Genomic DNA, 16,365 nt, shown 5'->3' with positions numbered 1-16,365 from the left:
TTCTGGCCTGCGCATTTGTAAGAGATCTCTTCCCGCACGCCCTGAGCCTGTCGAAGGGCCGCCTTTCACCTTGCGGTGTTGTACCAAGCCGGCAAAGTAAAAACGATCCTTCGACAGGCTCAGGATGAGCGGAATCGCGAATTCCGCTCCTAGATCACTCGTTCGAACGTGTGAAGGCATTCTTGGTCTTGAGGCTCGGACGCTCGGCCCAAGGTTCATCGGGCCAGCGATGTTTCGGGTAGCGACCCTTCATATCCTTGGCGACGTCCGCCCACGATCCGCGCCAGAAACCGGGCAGGTCGCGCGTGGCCTGTAGCGGCCTTCCCGCCGGGCTGGTGAGGTGGATAAGCAAGGGCGTGGTGCCGATCATCGGATGCTGGTCGAGCCCGAACAGCGCCTGCACCCGGACCTCGCAGGCGGGGGCATGATCGCTGTCGTAGTCGATGGCATGGTGCGTGCCAGCCGGACTGACGAACTGGCGCGGGGCGAGCCGGTCGAGGTTCTGGCGTTCTTCCCACGAGAGCAGGTTCAGCGCCGCCTCGGCATAGCGCCCCGGCGGCAGGTCTAGCTTTCGCTTGCCATCGAGCAGCGGGGCCAGCCACTCTTGCGCACGGGCGGCAAGCTGATCGGGCGCGAGCACCGCAATCCCGGCGAACCGGCCTCGGGCGAGGAGACTTTTCGGCAGTAGGTCCACAAGGTTATCCACAGCCTTTTCCACCAGCAGCGCGTTGATGGCCTCCGGGTCCGGCGCAGGGTCAGGCCCGCTGGCGAGCGTGATTGCGCCCAGCCGACGCTCGAGCCGCGCCTCGACCCTGCCCTCCGCCGCGTTCCAGCGCGCGACGGATCGTTTCTCGATCTGGTGGCCAAGGTGCTGTTCGATATCTTCGAGCATGAGCGGTGCGGCGGCAGTGATCCGGGCGGCCTTGGCCTGCCCCTGCGCATCGCCAATCGCGAGCCACTCGGCGCGCGCGAGTGGGCTGGCCGGATCCAGTCGATAGCCACGCCCACCGGCCGAGAGCCATGTCTCACCCGAGGGATCACGGCGGCGGGCGATGTTTTCCGGGAGCGCGCGGGCGATGAGGATGGCGGGGCTCGCAGCCGGAACACCATCCGTTCGTGTCGAGCGCAGTCGAGACGCATCGCGTCCGGTGTCTCGACTGCGCTCGACGCAAACGGTGCTTGTACCATTGTCCGCCGCCAACTTCGCCCACCGCTGCGCCAGCTTGCGCGCCGCCTCGGCCCGCCCCGAGCGCTCACCGTCCCAGCGCATCAGCCGCGCTTCGAGGTCTTCGCTACGTCCGCCGAGGCCGCGCTCCTGTAACAGCACCGCCAGTTTCGCCCCCAGCAGCGCCGCGCCGCTATCCGCCCCGGCCAGCACCATGGCGGCCTGCCACGGCTCCATCGGCAGCGCCGCAATCGCGCGGCCCTGCGCGGTAATCGCGCCCGCCTCATCAAGCGCGCCAAGCTTGCCCAGCCGCTCACGCGCCGAGCCAAGCGAAGCCTCGGGAGGCTGGTCAAGCCAGGCGAGGCTCAGCGGGTCGACCACGCCCCATTGCGCGAGGCTCAGCACCAGCGGCGCGAGGTCGGCGGTGAGCATCTCGGGCGGATCGAACGCGGGCCGACCGGCGTGCCCCGCCTCTTCCCACAGGCGATAGGCCACGCCCGGCCCCTGCCGCGCAGCACGGCCCGCCCGCTGAGCGGCAGCAGCCTGACTGGCGCGGGCGGTGACAAGGTGCGTGGTCCCCGCTGCCCGGTCGAACTCGGCGCGGCGGGCCAGCCCACTGTCGACCACCACCGAAACGCCATCGAGCGTCAGCGAGGTCTCGGCAATGCTGGTGGCGAGCACAATCCGCCGCCGCCCCTCGCCATCGCGCCGGATTGCCGCGCGCTGTGCGGCGGGCTCGACCTGCCCGTGCAGCGGCAGCACCGGCGTGTTCGGGAGCTTCTCGCAAAGCCGCTCGCGCAGCCGCTCGATTTCGCCGACGCCGGGGAGGAAGGCGAGAATATCGCCCTGCTCCTCGCGCCAGGCGGTTAGCACGGCGGAGGCCATCGTCTCATCGAGCCGCTTTTCGGGAGCAGCACCGAGCCAGCGAATCGCCAACGGATAGGCCTTGCCCGCGCTCTCGATCACTGGCGCGCCCTCGCCCAGAAGACGGGCGAAGCGGGTGCCGTCGATGGTGGCAGACATCACGCACAACCGCAGGTCTTCCCGCAGCACGCCCTGCGTTTCAAGCGCCAGCGCAAGGCCGAGGTCGCTATCGAGATGGCGTTCGTGCGCTTCGTCGAACAGCACGCAGGAAACGCCTGCAATTTCCTGATCGTCCAGCAAACGGTTGACCAGAATGGCCTCGGTGACGACCAGAATGCGCGTCGCCTTCGATTGCTTAGAATCGAGCCGGGTCAGGTAGCCAACGCGGTGCCCGACCTCTTCGCCAAGCATCTGCGCGATCCGCTCCGCAGCGGCGCGCGCGGCGACACGGCGCGGCGATGTGAGGATGATCTGTCCGGTGCACCAAGGCTCGTCGAGCAAGGCGGGAGCGACGGCGGTGGTCTTACCCGCACCCGGTGGCGCTATGAGGACAGCGCTTGGACGCTCGCGCAGGGCGGCAAGCAGCTCGGGCAGCACGGCCTGGATGGGAAGCGCTTCACTCACCATTTTCGTCCCGCTCGTGCTGAGCTTGTCGAAGCACTGCCCTTCCTTTCGCACCGTCGTTCCGGAACCAAGAACGGCCCTTCGACAAGCTCAGGGCGAGCGGATATGGGTTATCAATACCCGCGCGAAACCGCGAACTGCGCTGCCTCGACCATCGCCCGGCGCGCCTTGCTGTCGGGGAACATCGCCAGCGCATCGCAGGCCTTCTGCGCGAAGTGACGCGCCCGCTCGCGGGTGGCGGAGATGCAGTCATGACGCCCGATCAGCTCGACCGCGTGGGCAAGATCCTCGTCGGTATCGCGGAAACCGGCGATGGCTTCCTCCCAGAACTGGCGCTCTTCCGGCGTGCCGCGCGCATAGGCGAGGATCACCGGCAGGGTCATCTTGCCCTCGCGAAAGTCGTCGCCCCGGTCCTTGCCCATTTCGGCGGCATCCGAATCGTAGTCGATCGCATCGTCGATCAACTGGAACGCCACCCCGAGGTTGCGGCCATAGTCGTCGAGCGCACGCTCGGCGGCCTCGTCCTTTTCCGCGACCACCGCGGCGATCCGGCTCGCGGCGGCAAACAGCGCCGCCGTCTTCGCGCCGATGATGCCGAGATAGCGGTCCTCGCTGGTCTCGATCTTGCGCTGGGCGGTGAGCTGGTCGACCTCGCCCTGAGCGATGGTGGCGCTGGCGCCCGAGAGGATTTTCAGCACCTTGAGGCTGCCATCCTCGACCATCAGCTCGAACGCGCGGCTGAACAGGAAATCGCCCACCAGCACCGTAGCCGGGTTGCCGAACACGATGTTGGCCGCTTCCTTGCCCCGGCGCATCTCGCTGCCATCGACCACGTCGTCATGCAGGAGGGTGGCGGTGTGAATGAACTCGACCGCGGCGGCGAGCTTGTGGTGACGCGTGCCTTCATAACCCACCAGCTCCGCACCCGCGAGCGTGAGCATCGGGCGCATCCGCTTGCCCCCGCCTGCGATCAGGTGCCCGGCAAGCGCCGGAATCAACGGAATTTCGCTCTGCATCCGTTGCAGGATGATCTGGTTGACCGAATTCATCGCCGTCGCCGTCAGCGACAGAATTGGGCTAAGGCTCGGCTCGTCAGCGCCGATGGCGCGCTTGATCGGGACCACATTGTCACTCATGCGCACCAGATGGAGAACCGACACACGCTTGGCAAGCGACCATTTCTCGCCCAAGAGGGCTGGCGATGACCGAGCCCGTCGAACAGCCAGAATACGAGAAGCACAAGATGGCCACCAAGGCAAAGCCCGCCGACCCCGTGCTGGACGGCTTTCGCAAGAGCATCGACAATATCGATGCCGCGCTGATCCATATGCTGGCCGAACGCTTTCGCATCACCCAGGCCGTGGGCGAGTACAAGGCGAAGACCCAGCTTCCCCCCGCCGACCCCAACCGCGAGGCGCGCCAGATCGAACGGCTGCGCAAGCTCGCCATAGACGCCGATCTCGATCCCGAGTTCTCGGAGAAGTTCATCCGTTTCGTGATCGACGAGGTGATCCGCCATCACCGCAAGGCGCGCGGCGAATAAGCCTCGCCAGCGCCGATGCTGCGTAGGCTAACCAACAACTTTGCGCCGCTCACGCTGGCGGGAGTCGCCTTGGCGTGGTTCGTGCCGGGAGCCTTCACCTGGGTGACGGACGGTTCGCACCGCCTGCTCGGCCAGCCACTGCTGTCGGTGTTTCTCGGGCTGATCATGCTGGCCATGGGGCTGACCCTGCGCTTTGCCGACTTTCGCGCGCTGGTCACGATGCCCCGAGCCTTCTTGGTCGGGGTGGTCGGCCAGTTCGCGATCATGCCATTGGTGGGCTTTGCCATCGCGCGGGGCATGGGGCTGGAGCAGGGGTTGGCGGTCGGATTGATCCTCGTGGCCTGCTGCCCCGGCGGCACCGCCTCGAACATCGTAACTTATCTCGCCAAGGGCAATGTCGCGCTGTCGGTGGCGATGACCATGGCCTCGACCCTCGTTGCCATCGCGGCCACGCCCCTGCTCGCCGGAGCGCTGGCCGGAGCCTATGTAGATATCGACCGCTGGAGCCTGTTTGCCCACATGGTGACGATCGTACTCGTGCCGCTGATCGCGGGTACCGTGCTGTCAGAACTGTTACCGCGCGCAGCGAGCGCCGTGGGCGAGGTGCTGCCGCTGGTCGCCATCGTGCTGGTGATCCTGATCGTCGGCGGGATTGTAGGCGGCGCGAAAGATCTGATCCGCGCCCATGCCGGGGCGCTGTTGATCGCGACCTTCCTGCTGCACCTGCTGGGGTTCGGCTTCGGCTATGCTTTCGCGCGCCTGATGGGCCTTGCCAGCCGCGAGGCGCGGACGGTCTGCATCGAGGTGGGGATGCAGAATTCAGGGCTCGGTTCGGGCCTCGCCAAGGCTCCGAGCTTTGCAGCGCAGTTTGCATCGGCCTCGCAGGCCGCATTGGCACCGGTGCCCGCAGCGCTGTCGGCGGTCTGGCATGTGTGCATTGGCAGCCTGCTCGCCTCGTGGTGGCGGCGACGCGGCTAGCGCTCAGGCGCGCGGGAGCCGCAGCTCCACCAGCAGCCCGCCCAGATCCTCGCTTTCGCCGAGGCTGACCTCGCCGCCGTAAATTCCCGCCACATCGCGCACGATGGCGAGCCCTAGCCCGGTGCCAGGCTTCTCGGTATCGAGCCGGGCGCCGCGCTCGAAGATCGCCACCCGCTGCTCCTCGGGAATGCCGATGCCGTCGTCCTCGATCCAGATCGCGCACAGCGGATCGTCGGGCCGCGCGTCGACCGTGACGAACACGGAGCCGCCACCGTACTTGGCCGCGTTCTCCATCAGGTTGCCTAGCAGCTCTTCCAGATCCTGCCGTTCAAGCGACACGGCGGCAGCCGCATTGCCCGCCAGATCAAGCCGCACCTCGGGATAAAGCGTGCGCACCGCCCGCTCCACCGCGCTGGCGCTTTCCATCACCAGGCTGCGCGAATGGCCAATCGCCCGCCGCCCCACCGCACGGGCGCGGGCGAGATGGTGATCGACCTGCCGCTGCATGCTGGCCGATTCGCGCAGCACGATGCTGTCGAGCCCCGGATCATGCTCACGCGCGGCATTGTTGAGCACGGTAAGCGGTGTTTTGAGCGCATGGGCAAGGTTACCCGCATGGGTGCGCGCTTCTTCGGCCTGCTTCTGCGAATGATCGAGCAGCGCGTTGAGCTCCTGCACCATTGGCTGCACTTCGAGCGGAAGCGGCTCGGTCACCCGGTTGGAACCCGCCTGCCGGATCGAGGCAATCGCGCGGCGGATACGGCGCAGCGGCGAAAGGCCATACCAGGTCTGCGCCACCGCCATCAGGAACAGGCCCACGCCTAGCACCGCAAACGACCAGCCGAGCAGCGCGCGAATGGAATTGAGCTGGTCGTCCAGCTCTTCGCGTGATCCGGCGACCACGAATTGCCACTGCGTGTCCGAACCCGGAATCTGCACCGTGCGCTGCACCATGCGCAGGCTTTCGTCCGGGAACTGGTCTGAATCGTAAAAGACCGGATTTTCGGCGTCGATATCCTCGTCGATCGCCAGCGTGCGATCCCACAGCGAGCGCGAGAAGTAGTTCACCGCGCCACTGCCGTTAATCTGATAGTAGAACCCCGAATTCGGCTCCAGAAAGCGCTGGTCGGCGAGCGGGCGATTGAACCACACGTCGCCATAAGGGTCGATCTCAGCCGAGGAGATCATAGCGGTCAGCGGCAGTTCGAGCTGTTCGTCGAACTGCTTGGAAAGCAACTGGGTCAGCGCCCGATCCAGCGCGAAGCCACCGATGGCGAGCAGCACGACGATCCACACCGCCGCGATAATCATCATCCGGCGCGCGATGGAGCCGGTGTTGCGCGTTTCCATGTCGGGCGCGATTTCTCCCGCGGGCGCCTCCCCGGCGCTCACGTCAACGGGAGCCACGCCCTCGTCATCGCCGCTATTCGCGCGCGCCTTCGGAGGGGTCGTCGAGGCTGTAACCGAGGCCACGGATCGTTGTGATTACCTCTGCGCCGAGCTTCTTGCGGATGCGCGTTACGAACACCTCGATGGTGTTCGAATCGCGGTCGAAATCCTGATCGTAGATATGTTCGATCAGTTCGGTGCGGCTGACCACCTTGCCCTTGTGGTGCATCAGGTAGCTCAGCAGCTTGTATTCCTGCGCGGTAAGCTTGACCGGCTCTCCAGCACGGGTGACGCGGCCAGAGCGCGTATCGAGCCGCACATCGCCAGCGGTCAGTTCGCTTGAGGCATTGCCCGAGGCGCGGCGGATCAGCGCGCGCAAGCGAGCGATAAGCTCTTCGGTCTGGAACGGCTTGGCGAGATAATCGTCGGCCCCGGCATCGAGCCCGGCCACCTTGTCCGACCACGAATCGCGCGCGGTCAGCACCAGCACGGGGAACTTGCGCCCCTCCTTGCGCCACATGCCGAGCACGGTCAGCCCGTCGATCTCGGGCAGGCCGAGATCAAGCACCACGGCATCGTATTCCTCGGTCGAGCCGAGGAAATGGCCGTCTTCACCATCGGTCGAAAGGTCGACCGCATAGCCGTTCTGCTCCAGCGTGTTCTTGAGCTGCTGGCCCAGTGTCGGCTCGTCTTCCACGATCAGGATGCGCATTGATACCCCTTCGCAAACATCTGCGCCCGTGCTTGGGCGAATGTCATGAACGCGTCAACCAAGCCTGCGGTTTCCGCCTGACGGCTTAACGCTGTTCGCGCAGCACGCGGCCGGTGCGCGGATCGGCATCGACGAACAGCAGGCGCCCGTCCTTGATGAACTTGAGCCGATAGATTGCGGCGACGCCATCATATTCGAAGGTCAGATATTCGAACCCTTGCCGCTCGTAACGCGGCACGATGCGCTGCTCGATTGAGCGGATCGGCAGGTTGCGCCCGGCCTGCATTTCGGCACGGGCGCTCGCCTGATCGTCGGCCTGAAGGCGCGACGGCATCGGCTGTGCGGCGGCGGGAACTGCCAGTGCCGCACCGACCAGCGCGAGCGCCGATACCGTGGCCAAGGCAGAAATACGAAAGGCAAAAGCGGTCATCATCACGGGTTCTGCCTAAGTCCCAGGCATTGAACAAGGTGTGAATGCCGCGCTTTGCCCGCCGCAAGCTCTCACCTGTACGCTATTGCTCGAGCGCGTACTTCACGGTCAGCGTGATCTGCGTCGCCACCTGGCCGGGCCGCGTGGGGGTGGCGACATCAGCCGCCCCGCTGGAAGATTCCAGCGCGACCCGGTTGAACATCGGGGTCGCGTAGTCGAGCGTCTCTTCCACGGCCAACAGGCGGGCCGAACCGAATCCTGCCATCCGGGCATAGTCCTCGGCGCGCGCGCGGGCCTGCGCGAAGGCGGCCTCGCGGGCTTTCTCTTCGGCGCTGCTATCGTCGATAATCGCCCAGTTCGGCCCGTTGAGGTTGGTCGCCCCTGCTGCCACAAGCGCATCAAGCACCGGTCCGATCCGATCCAGATCGCGCAGTTCCAGCGTGACCGTGTTGGTCGCCTCATAGCCGGTGAACTGCTGCTGGTTGTTGCGATAGTCGTACTGCGGATTGAGCGTGATGCCGCTGGTCTGCACGCGGTTTTCCGGAACGCCGAGGCTGTTCACCTGCGCCAGCACACGCTCCATCTGGGTGGCGTTGTCCTGCATCGCTTCCACTGCCGTTGCACCGCGCGTGGTGACACCGGCATTGATGGTCGCCTTGTCCGGATCGGACAGCACCTGCTGCGTCACCTGCAATTCGACCACCGGCCCCTGTGTGCTGATCGCCACCTCGGCGGCGCTCGCAGGCACAACGCCCAGCGGCACCATGGCGACCAGCGTGGCGGATGCGGCAAGAGCGGCGAAAGAATGTCGAGACATGTGATAACTCCGTGAATGAATGAACGGCTATCTCCGCGACAGCCGATTTCCGCTTCCTGAACGCGCGCGGAGCTTGTCAGGTCCTCGCCGTCTCACTAGGTCGCGCCGATCATGGCAGAACCCCCTATTCTCTCCTGGGAAGGCCTTGGCCTCCAGCAAGGCGGCGGCTGGCTGTTCGGCAACCCGGCGCAGGGGGACGGCCTCGACCTCCACATCGGCCCGCGCGACCGGCTCGCGCTGATAGGCCGCAACGGCGCGGGCAAGACCACACTGCTCAAGCTCATCACCGGCGAGATCGAGGCCGACCGCGGCCTCCGCAAGATCAAGCCGGGCACAAACATTGTGTGGCTGGAGCAGGAGCCCGACTTCACCGGCTGCGCCACTCTGATGGACTTCGCGCTTGGCGGCAACAATGCCCCCGCCGAATACGAGGTTGAAGCCATTGCGGGCCAGCTCGGCATCGACATGGGCCGCGAGGCTGCCACGGCCAGCGGCGGTGAAAAACGCCGCGCCGCCATCGCCCGCGCGCTGGCGATGGACCCCGACCTGCTGCTGCTCGACGAGCCGACCAACCATCTCGATCTTGCCGCCATCGACTGGCTCGAAGACTGGCTCACGCGCTTTCGCGGCGCCTTCATCGTCATCAGCCACGACCGGACCTTCCTCAAGCGGCTGACCCGCGCGACCCTGTGGCTCGATCGCGGCAATATGCGGCGCAAGGAAGTCGGCTTCGGCGGCTACGAGGCCTGGGAAGAGCAGGTCTATGCCGAAGAGGCTCGCAACGCCCACCGCCTCGACGCCAAGCTCAAGATCGAGGCGCACTGGCTCGAACGCGGCGTGACCGCGCGGCGCAAGCGCAACATGGGTCGGCTCGAAAAGCTGTGGCAGATGCGCGCCACTCGCGCCGCCATGATACAGCCCACGGGCACTGCCAAGATCGCGCTTGGCAGCGATGCGGAGTTCAAGTCGAAGTCGGTGATCGTGGCCGAGGATATTTCCAAAACCTACGGCGAACGCACGATCATCAAGCCCTTCAGTCTGCGCATCCAGCGCGGCGACCGCATAGGCGTGGTCGGCGCGAACGGCGCGGGCAAGACCACCCTCCTCAAGATGCTCACCGGCGAGCTGGAGCCCGACACCGGCACCGTCACCCACGCGAACACCCTGTCGGGTGTGATGATCGACCAGCAACGCAAGCTGCTCGACCCGCAGAAGACGGTCCGCGACGTGCTGGCCGAGGGCGGCGACTGGGTCGATGTGCGCGGGGTGCGCAAGCACGTACAGGGCTATCTCAAGGAGTTCCTGTTCGATCCTTCGGTGGTCGACGCCAAGATCGGCACCTTCTCGGGCGGCGAACGCTCGCGCATCCTGCTGGCGCGCGAATTCTCGCGCACCTCGAACCTGCTGGTGCTCGACGAGCCGACCAACGACCTCGACCTCGAAACGCTTGACCTGCTGCAAGAAGTGATCGCCGACTACGACGGCACCGTGCTGATTGTCAGCCATGATCGCGACTTCCTCGACCGCACCGTCACCGTCACACTCGGCCTCGATGGCAGCGGCACGGTCGATATCGTGGCGGGCGGCTATGAGGACTGGCAGGCCCAGCGCAAGGCACGAGCCAAGGCCCCGGCAAAGAAGGCCTCCGATACCGCTCCGCCTCCACCACCGCCGCCCCCTGCCCCGGCCTCGAACAAGCTCAGCTACAAGGACCAGCGCGACTACGAGCAGCTCCCTGCGCGGATCGAGGAACTCGACCGGCTGATCGCCAACGGCGGAGCGGCGCTGGGCGATCCCGAACTCTATTCCCGCGATCCTGACAAGTTCGAACGCATCTCCAAATCGCTCGAACTGGCGCGGAAGGAGAAGGACGAGGCAGAGATGCGATGGCTCGAACTGGCGGAGCAGGTTGAGGGATAACGGTTTCGCAGGCACGAATTTAACGCTTACCTGCGATTAACCAACTATCGACACTCCGCCTCCACCAACTTGCGGTTTAAGGGGCCTATGGGTCCGAACTCTTCTTCCGCAGCGCTGCGCTCCGAGGATGCCTTTGGCAGCCTCGCCAGCATGGGTGCGCGCAAGCTCAAGAAGAAGCCCGTCCTAGTCGTCGACCCCGACGAGCTGGCACAGGCCCATCAACTGTTTCAGCAAGGCGCGGCCGAGCAAATGGGCGAATACGAGCCCGTGCAGCGCCCCCGTGCGGCCGTCAGCCTGTTCGGACTCGCTCCAATGTCGGACGACGACGGCGACGATGCGTTTGTGCCGGGCCGCTCTCCTTTCAACGACGATGACGAAGACGAGGTGCTCGAAGCCGACGCGCCAGCACCCGATCAGGTGCTGGCTCTGACCAGGCCGCGTGCGCCAAGGGCTCCAAAGACAAACCTCTTCGGCACCCTGCCCGATGCACCGATGCAGGATCCGGCCGCGTCGGCGCCCAGCCAGGCAACGCCGCCCCTGCAAGGAGCCGACCAACCGAAACCGGTCGAGCCACAGCTTGCACCGCCCGTTGCCCCGTCCGAGCCGGACACGCCGAAGCCGCGTCTCATCCGCGATTACGAAGACATTGGTCCCGGCTTCTCGCTTCGCGAACCGGCGCCGTCGCTGCCCAAGGCAGTCATGCCCCAACGCGCGCGCGCGCCGATTGATGCCCCAAAGCCGACGGAACGGACCGCTATCGACGACGGTGTCGCATCGATCATCCATTTCGAGGACGAGGACGCGCACCGCCCCGCGCCAACGCCGCTCGAACCTGCGCCCTCCGCGCAAAGCAGGCTTCGCGCGCGTCTGGTCCGCGAGGATGTCTGCCTGTCGCAACCGCGACCGTCTCGCTGGCAGCGGGTCGTATCGCTAGTTCAGCGCTTGTATTGGACGTTGACGGGCCGCTAAGCTTCACCGCACGCGGTAGAAGTCCGCCACCCGGTCAAGCGCCAGCCGCAGCACCAGCTTGCCCGAGCGCGCCGGCCAGGCCAGCGCCTTTTCCGCCACCGGCAAGGTCTCACCCGCGCAGACCACCCGCCACAGCACGTCCTCAAGCCCGCGCCCGGCCGCTTTCATCGCCCCATCGAACCGCTGGCGCGCGGCGATCTGCTTTTCGCCCGACTCCAGCCCGCGCTCTCCGGTCGACTTCATCCGTACTGGATCCCACCGCATCGTGATCGAGGGCGCGACCTGCGCCCGTTCATAATCGTTGCGCAGTGCCTCGCCAGCGGCGAACAGGCGGTCGTCCAAGTGTCCGTGGGCGTGCAACCAACTCAGCGGGCTCTCCGCAAGGTTCATGGTGACGCTACGCCGCCTGCGAGAGATCTGGCCACCCTTGCAAGTGCGGCGCGGCCCCTCCTCGGAAAGCTCGCGTTCGACCAGTTCGCGCGGCATCGACATAATCTTTCTCCCCAAAATTGCTGCGGCGGCGACTTGCCAGCAGAGGTACGATGTAGGAAAGTGGAAAAACCGATTTGGTTATGTTGGAGCCTTGAGCGGTGATCAATCGCATCCGTGCCATCCGCAAGCAAAAGGGCCTGACGCTGGCCGAAGTGGCCGAGGCCTGCGATCCGCCGACCACGGCGCAGACGATCGGCCGCCTCGAAACCGGCATGCGCAACCTCTCGCTTGCCTGGATGAACCGCATCGGTGCGGCGCTTGGCGTCGATCCGGAAACGTTGGTCAAGGGCGAGGAGCAGGCAGCGCCGCAGGTGATCGCCCGGCTTACCGACACCGGCCCCGAAAGCCTCACCGCGCCGCGCGACGCGATCCTGCCGACCGAGCTGGTCGACGGCGGAACTCTGATCTGCCTCGTCGTCGAATACAGCCAGGGCGAATATCGCAGCGGCGACCAGCTATGGCTGCGCAAGGTCAATCCCGACGAAGTGCCGGCGCTGGTCAATCGCGACGTGCTCGCACCCCGCTCGGGCGGGCGATTCGCTTTCGGCAGGCTGATCGACCGCCGGGGGAATCTCGTCGGCCTGTTGCCGCCGGGCAGCGGGCAGCGGCAGATCGTGATCGACGGGCCGCCCTGGCTCGCCGTAGCCGAAATGCTGGTGCGAAAACTGTAGCGGAGCCCGGACGATGAAACGCGTCCTATCGCTGGCGACGCTCTACCCTAACAGCCATACACCGCGGTTCGGCACCTTCGTTGCGCGGCAAATGGAAGCGCTGGCGGCGCGCGGCGACTGGAGCGTCACCGTTATCAATCCGATCGGTGTCACCCCGGTGCCGATGGGCCGCTATCGCGCGCTGGCACTGGCTGCGACCTCGGGCGTCGAGGGCGGCGTCCAGGTCTTTCGCCCGCGATTCACGCTCATTCCCTCGGTCGGCGGGCCCTTCAACCCCGCGATGATCGTGCGCGCGGCCTTGCCGCTGGCCCGCCAGCTCCACGCCATCGCACCGTTCGATCTGGTCGATGCGCAATTCTTCTATCCCGACGGCCCCGCTGCCGCCCGCATTGCCGAAGATCTGGGCCTGCCGCTCAGCATCAAGGCGCGCGGGGCGGATATTTCGCACTGGGGCATGAAGACCTATGCCAACCGCAAGATGCGTGCCGCCGCGGAGCAAGCTTCGGGACTGCTCGCGGTGTGCAAAGCGCTGGCCGACAACATGGCGGAAATCGGCCTCCCACGCGACAAGATCACCGTGCATTACACCGGGCTCGATCGCAGCCTGTTCCACCCGCTCGACCGGGCGGAGAGCCGCGCATTCCTGGCGAGCCATTTCGGCCTGACGCTGGCGCCCGACGTGCGGCTGGTGGCCTCCATCGGTGCGCTGATTCCGCGCAAGGGTCAGCATTTCGTGATCCGCGCGCTGACGCAATTGCCGAATACCCATCTGGCGCTAGTCGGAGCCGGAGCGGATCGCGCGGCACTCGCCGAACTGGCGCAGGAACTGGGCCTGTCAGACCGTGTGCATTTCCTCGGATCGCTCGACCATGGTGATCTGCCCCGTGTACTCTCAGCGGCGGACGCAACGGCGCTCCCCGCCGCCAGTGAAGGCCTGGCCAACGCCTGGGTCGAATCGCTCGCCTGCGGAACGCCGCTGGTCATCACCGATGTCGGCGGTGCGCGCGAGATACTGCCTGACGAGGCGAGCGCGGCAGGCCGGATCGTTGCCCGCGATGCCGATGCGATTGCCCGGGCGCTGCAAGAGCTGTTTGCCGAGGCAACGCCGCCCGAAGTGGTTAGCCTGAGCGCAGCCCGCTTCAGCTGGGAGGCCAATGCCGAAGCGCTGGCCTCCTATTACGAGCGGCTAACCGTCTAGACTTCGCCGCGGGCCTTGCGTTCCTGCCGATCGGCCACCGTTTCGGTCGGCACGAAACTGTCGCTGGTCACGCCGAGCCAGATCAGGATCGGCGCGGCCATGTAGACCGACGAATAGGTGCCGACGAAAATACCCAGCGTGATCGCCGCCACGAGGCCGAACAGGCTCGCCGGGCCGAAGAGCAGCAGGGGAACGAGCGCGACCAGCAGCGTGAGCGAAGTCATCACCGTGCGCGCTAGCGTCTCGTTGACCGACAGGTCGAGCAACTCAGGCACCGGCATCTTGCGATACTTCTTCAGGTTCTCGCGGATACGGTCATAAACCACGATGGTGTCGTTCAGCGAATAGCCGATGATGGCGAGGATCGCGGCGATGATCTGGAGCGAGAACTCCATCTGGAACAGCGCGAACATGCCCAGCGTGATCGAAACGTCGTGGAACAGCGCGAACAGCGCGCCCACGCCGAATTGCCACTCGAACCGGATCCAGATGTAGATCGAGATCGCGATCATGGCGAACAGCAGGGCATAAAGCGCGGTGTCGCGAAACTCGCTCGAGACCTTGCCCGAGACCGAGTCGACACCATCGATCACCACATTCGGGTGCTGCGCGCGCATCGCAGAGGTGATCTGTTCGGACATGCGGTTGGCAAAGCCGGGATCGCCCTCGGCCTCATCGGGCAGGCGCACGCGGATCGAGACCTGATTTGGCTCGCCAAAACGCTGGATCGTGGGATTCTCCACTTCAGGCAAGGCGCTAATCGTGTCGCGCAGTTCGGCAACCGGAGCCTCGGCCTCGCCAGCGAAGGTGGCGCGGATTTCCTGCCCACCGGCGAAGTCGACGCCATAGTTGAGGCCCTGCGTGAACACGAGCGCCCAGCTGGCCGCGATGATCAGGCAGGAGACGATGTAAAAAGGCACACGCCACTTGAGGAAGTGGATGTTGGTGTCTTCGGGGACGAGTTTCAGAAGGCGCATTGTCTCTCCCCTCAAATGTGGATTTCAGACGGCTTGCTACGAAGCCAGCCAGCCACCCACATCCGGGTGAACGTCACGGCCGTGAACACGCTGGTGAACAGGCCGATGATCAGAACCACCGCGAAGCCGCGCACAGGGCCCGAGCCGAAGGCGAACAGCAGCACACCGGCGATGAAGTTGGTGGCGTTGGCGTCATAGATGGCGCGGGTCGCTTCTCGGTAGCCGGTCTCCACCGCGTTGAACACGCGACGTCCTCGCTTTCGTTCTTCGCGAATACGCTCGTTGATCAGCACGTTTGCGTCAACCGCCGCACCGATGGTGAGCACGAAACCGGCGATGCCAGGCAAGGTAAGCGTAGTGCTCATCAAGGCCATGATCCCCAGGATCATCAGCACGTTGATGACCAACGCAGCCGTCGCATAGACGCCGAAGCGGCCATAGGTAGCGATCATCAGCACCACGACGAGCAGCGAGCCGATACCCATGGCAACCATGCCGCGCTTGATCGAATCGGCGCCGAGGTCCGGCCCCACTGTCCGCTCTTCCACCACCGACAGATCGACAGGCAGTGCACCCGAGCGCAGCTGAATCGCCAGCTGGTTGGCGCTCTCAGCCGTAAACCCGCCGGAAATTCGCGCGGAACCGCCGATAATCGGTTCGTTGATGTTCGGGGCGGACAGCACCTCATCGTCGAGGATGATGGCGAACGGACGGTTCACGTTCTCGCTGGTAAGCTTGGCGAAGCGGGCACCGCCGGTCGGGTCGAACTGGATCGTGACCACGTTCTCGTTGGTCTGCGGGTCGACCGTGCCCTGTGCGCCGGTAAGCGTATCGCCGCGAATGCCGCCGAGACGGCGTACCGCTATGCGCCGGCCTTCATAGTCGCTACCCGGAGCGCCTTCGAGAATCTCGCTGCCCGGGGGAGCAATGCCCTGCTCGATGTCCGAAGGCAGTGCGTTGGTATCGACCAGTTTGAATTCGAGATTGGCGGTCTGGCCAAGCAGTTCCTTAAGAGCCGCAGGGTCTTCGAGGCCCGGCACCTGCACCACAATGCGATTATCGCCCTGGCGGATGATGGTCGGCTCGCGCGTGCCGAGCGCGTCGATACGGCGGCGCACCACTTCGGTCGCCGAATCCATCGCGTTGCTGACGGCCTCTTCAAGGCCCTGCGCGGTCGGCGTGAGGATGAAACGGTTGCCGTCGTTCACGGCGAGATCCCACTCGCGGATCAATCCCGATCCATTGATAAGCGGGAGCAGCTCTTCACGCGCGGCATCGACCTGCGAGGCATCGTCGAGCATAAATGACAGGCGGCCATTCGCGGTCGAGATATCGCCGATCCGGATACGCGGCTCGGCATCGCGCAACGTGGAGCGGACCGATTCCTCCAGCGTTTCCAGCCGTTGCGCGGCCACCTGCGAAGGCTGCGCCTCAAGCAGGATGTGGCTACCCCCGGCAATGTCGAGGCCAAGGTTCACTTCCCGATCGGGCAAGCCGGACGGCCAGCGCACTCCTGAAAGCGAAGCGATAGAAGGCAGCGCGGCCAGAATCACCAGCAGGGCAACGCCCCACAGCGAAATGCGCTTCCAGAGCGGAAAATCGAGCATGGTTTATCT

The 16,365-nt window shown here is 65.4% G+C and carries 15 protein-coding genes; 6 read left to right on the top strand and 9 right to left on the bottom strand.

Annotation, left to right across the window (positions count from 1 at the left end; translation table 11 throughout):
• Positions 1 to 154 precede the first annotated feature (154 nt).
• Both hrpB and ABDJ38_RS03270 read right to left on the bottom strand, forming a co-directional pair.
• Positions 155 to 2,656: an ATP-dependent helicase HrpB gene (gene hrpB / locus ABDJ38_RS03275; RefSeq protein WP_346783637.1), complete on the bottom strand. Its 2,502-nt coding sequence runs from the start codon at positions 2,654 to 2,656 to the stop codon at positions 155 to 157.
• A 110-nt stretch (positions 2,657 to 2,766) separates the two neighbouring features.
• Positions 2,767 to 3,789 carry a polyprenyl synthetase family protein gene (locus ABDJ38_RS03270; protein ID WP_346783636.1) on the bottom strand — a complete coding sequence of 341 codons (1,023 nt, stop codon included), beginning with the start codon at positions 3,787 to 3,789 and terminating at the stop codon, positions 2,767 to 2,769.
• Positions 3,790 to 3,896: 107 nt separating this feature from the next.
• Between ABDJ38_RS03270 and ABDJ38_RS03265 the strand changes: the two genes are divergently transcribed.
• Both ABDJ38_RS03265 and ABDJ38_RS03260 read left to right on the top strand, forming a co-directional pair.
• Positions 3,897 to 4,196: a chorismate mutase gene (locus ABDJ38_RS03265; protein ID WP_346783918.1), complete on the top strand. Its 300-nt coding sequence runs from the start codon at positions 3,897 to 3,899 to the stop codon at positions 4,194 to 4,196.
• A gap of 15 nt (positions 4,197 to 4,211) precedes the next feature.
• On the top strand, positions 4,212 to 5,174 hold the full coding sequence (locus tag ABDJ38_RS03260; protein WP_346783635.1) for a bile acid:sodium symporter family protein: 963 nt from the start codon (positions 4,212 to 4,214) through the stop codon (positions 5,172 to 5,174).
• Positions 5,175 to 5,177: 3 nt separating this feature from the next.
• Here ABDJ38_RS03260 and ABDJ38_RS03255 read toward each other — a convergent pair whose 3' ends face one another.
• The 4 genes from ABDJ38_RS03255 to ABDJ38_RS03240 all read right to left on the bottom strand — a co-directional run bounded on the left by ABDJ38_RS03255 (position 5,178) and on the right by ABDJ38_RS03240 (position 8,522).
• A complete protein-coding gene (locus tag ABDJ38_RS03255) occupies positions 5,178 to 6,647 on the bottom strand; it encodes a sensor histidine kinase (RefSeq protein ID WP_429770994.1) in 1,470 nt (489 codons plus the stop codon).
• Positions 6,598 to 7,275 (bottom strand): response regulator transcription factor, encoded by a 678-nt coding sequence (locus ABDJ38_RS03250; RefSeq protein WP_137678948.1) that lies wholly within the window; start codon positions 7,273 to 7,275, stop codon positions 6,598 to 6,600. The genes ABDJ38_RS03255 and ABDJ38_RS03250 overlap by 50 nt, the downstream gene beginning before the upstream one ends.
• Before the next feature lie 85 nt (positions 7,276 to 7,360).
• On the bottom strand, positions 7,361 to 7,708 hold the full coding sequence (locus tag ABDJ38_RS03245) for a hypothetical protein (protein ID WP_346783634.1): 348 nt from the start codon (positions 7,706 to 7,708) through the stop codon (positions 7,361 to 7,363).
• 79 nt (positions 7,709 to 7,787) lie between these two features.
• Entirely contained in the window at positions 7,788 to 8,522 is a 735-nt protein-coding gene (locus tag ABDJ38_RS03240) for an SIMPL domain-containing protein (protein WP_346783633.1), read from the bottom strand.
• 111 nt (positions 8,523 to 8,633) lie between these two features.
• Between ABDJ38_RS03240 and ABDJ38_RS03235 the strand changes: the two genes are divergently transcribed.
• Positions 8,634 to 10,442 carry an ABC-F family ATP-binding cassette domain-containing protein gene (locus ABDJ38_RS03235; protein ID WP_346783632.1) on the top strand — a complete coding sequence of 603 codons (1,809 nt, stop codon included), beginning with the start codon at positions 8,634 to 8,636 and terminating at the stop codon, positions 10,440 to 10,442.
• Between the two features lie 87 nt (positions 10,443 to 10,529).
• Positions 10,530 to 11,411, top strand: coding sequence for a hypothetical protein (locus tag ABDJ38_RS03230; protein WP_346783631.1), 882 nt, complete (start codon positions 10,530 to 10,532; stop codon positions 11,409 to 11,411).
• Between the two features lie 3 nt (positions 11,412 to 11,414).
• On the opposite strand, the gene ABDJ38_RS03225 is transcribed toward ABDJ38_RS03230, so the two are convergent.
• On the bottom strand, positions 11,415 to 11,897 hold the full coding sequence (locus ABDJ38_RS03225; RefSeq protein ID WP_346783916.1) for a DUF6456 domain-containing protein: 483 nt from the start codon (positions 11,895 to 11,897) through the stop codon (positions 11,415 to 11,417).
• A 104-nt stretch (positions 11,898 to 12,001) separates the two neighbouring features.
• Here ABDJ38_RS03225 and ABDJ38_RS03220 point away from each other — a divergent pair, with 104 nt between their 5' ends.
• Both ABDJ38_RS03220 and ABDJ38_RS03215 read left to right on the top strand, forming a co-directional pair.
• Positions 12,002 to 12,574 carry a helix-turn-helix domain-containing protein gene (locus ABDJ38_RS03220; RefSeq protein WP_346783630.1) on the top strand — a complete coding sequence of 191 codons (573 nt, stop codon included), beginning with the start codon at positions 12,002 to 12,004 and terminating at the stop codon, positions 12,572 to 12,574.
• Positions 12,575 to 12,587: 13 nt separating this feature from the next.
• The gene (locus ABDJ38_RS03215) at positions 12,588 to 13,772 is read left to right on the top strand and encodes a glycosyltransferase (protein ID WP_346783629.1); all 1,185 of its coding nucleotides are present in this window, start codon (positions 12,588 to 12,590) and stop codon (positions 13,770 to 13,772) included.
• Here ABDJ38_RS03215 and secF read toward each other — a convergent pair.
• Entirely contained in the window at positions 13,769 to 14,749 is a 981-nt protein-coding gene (gene secF / locus ABDJ38_RS03210) for a protein translocase subunit SecF (RefSeq protein ID WP_346783628.1), read from the bottom strand. The genes ABDJ38_RS03215 and secF overlap by 4 nt on opposite strands.
• 11 nt (positions 14,750 to 14,760) lie before the next feature.
• Complete coding sequence (gene secD, locus ABDJ38_RS03205; RefSeq protein WP_346783627.1) at positions 14,761 to 16,356, bottom strand: protein translocase subunit SecD; 1,596 nt, start codon at positions 16,354 to 16,356, stop codon at positions 14,761 to 14,763.
• Between the last annotated feature and the right edge of the window lie 9 nt (positions 16,357 to 16,365).

The organism is Aurantiacibacter flavus, from assembly GCF_039710615.1.
In the GTDB taxonomy this organism is placed as follows: domain Bacteria; phylum Pseudomonadota; class Alphaproteobacteria; order Sphingomonadales; family Sphingomonadaceae; genus Alteraurantiacibacter; species Alteraurantiacibacter flavus.
The sequence above is the reverse complement of the archived record's forward strand: the minus strand, read 5'-3'. Positions and strand labels throughout refer to the sequence as shown.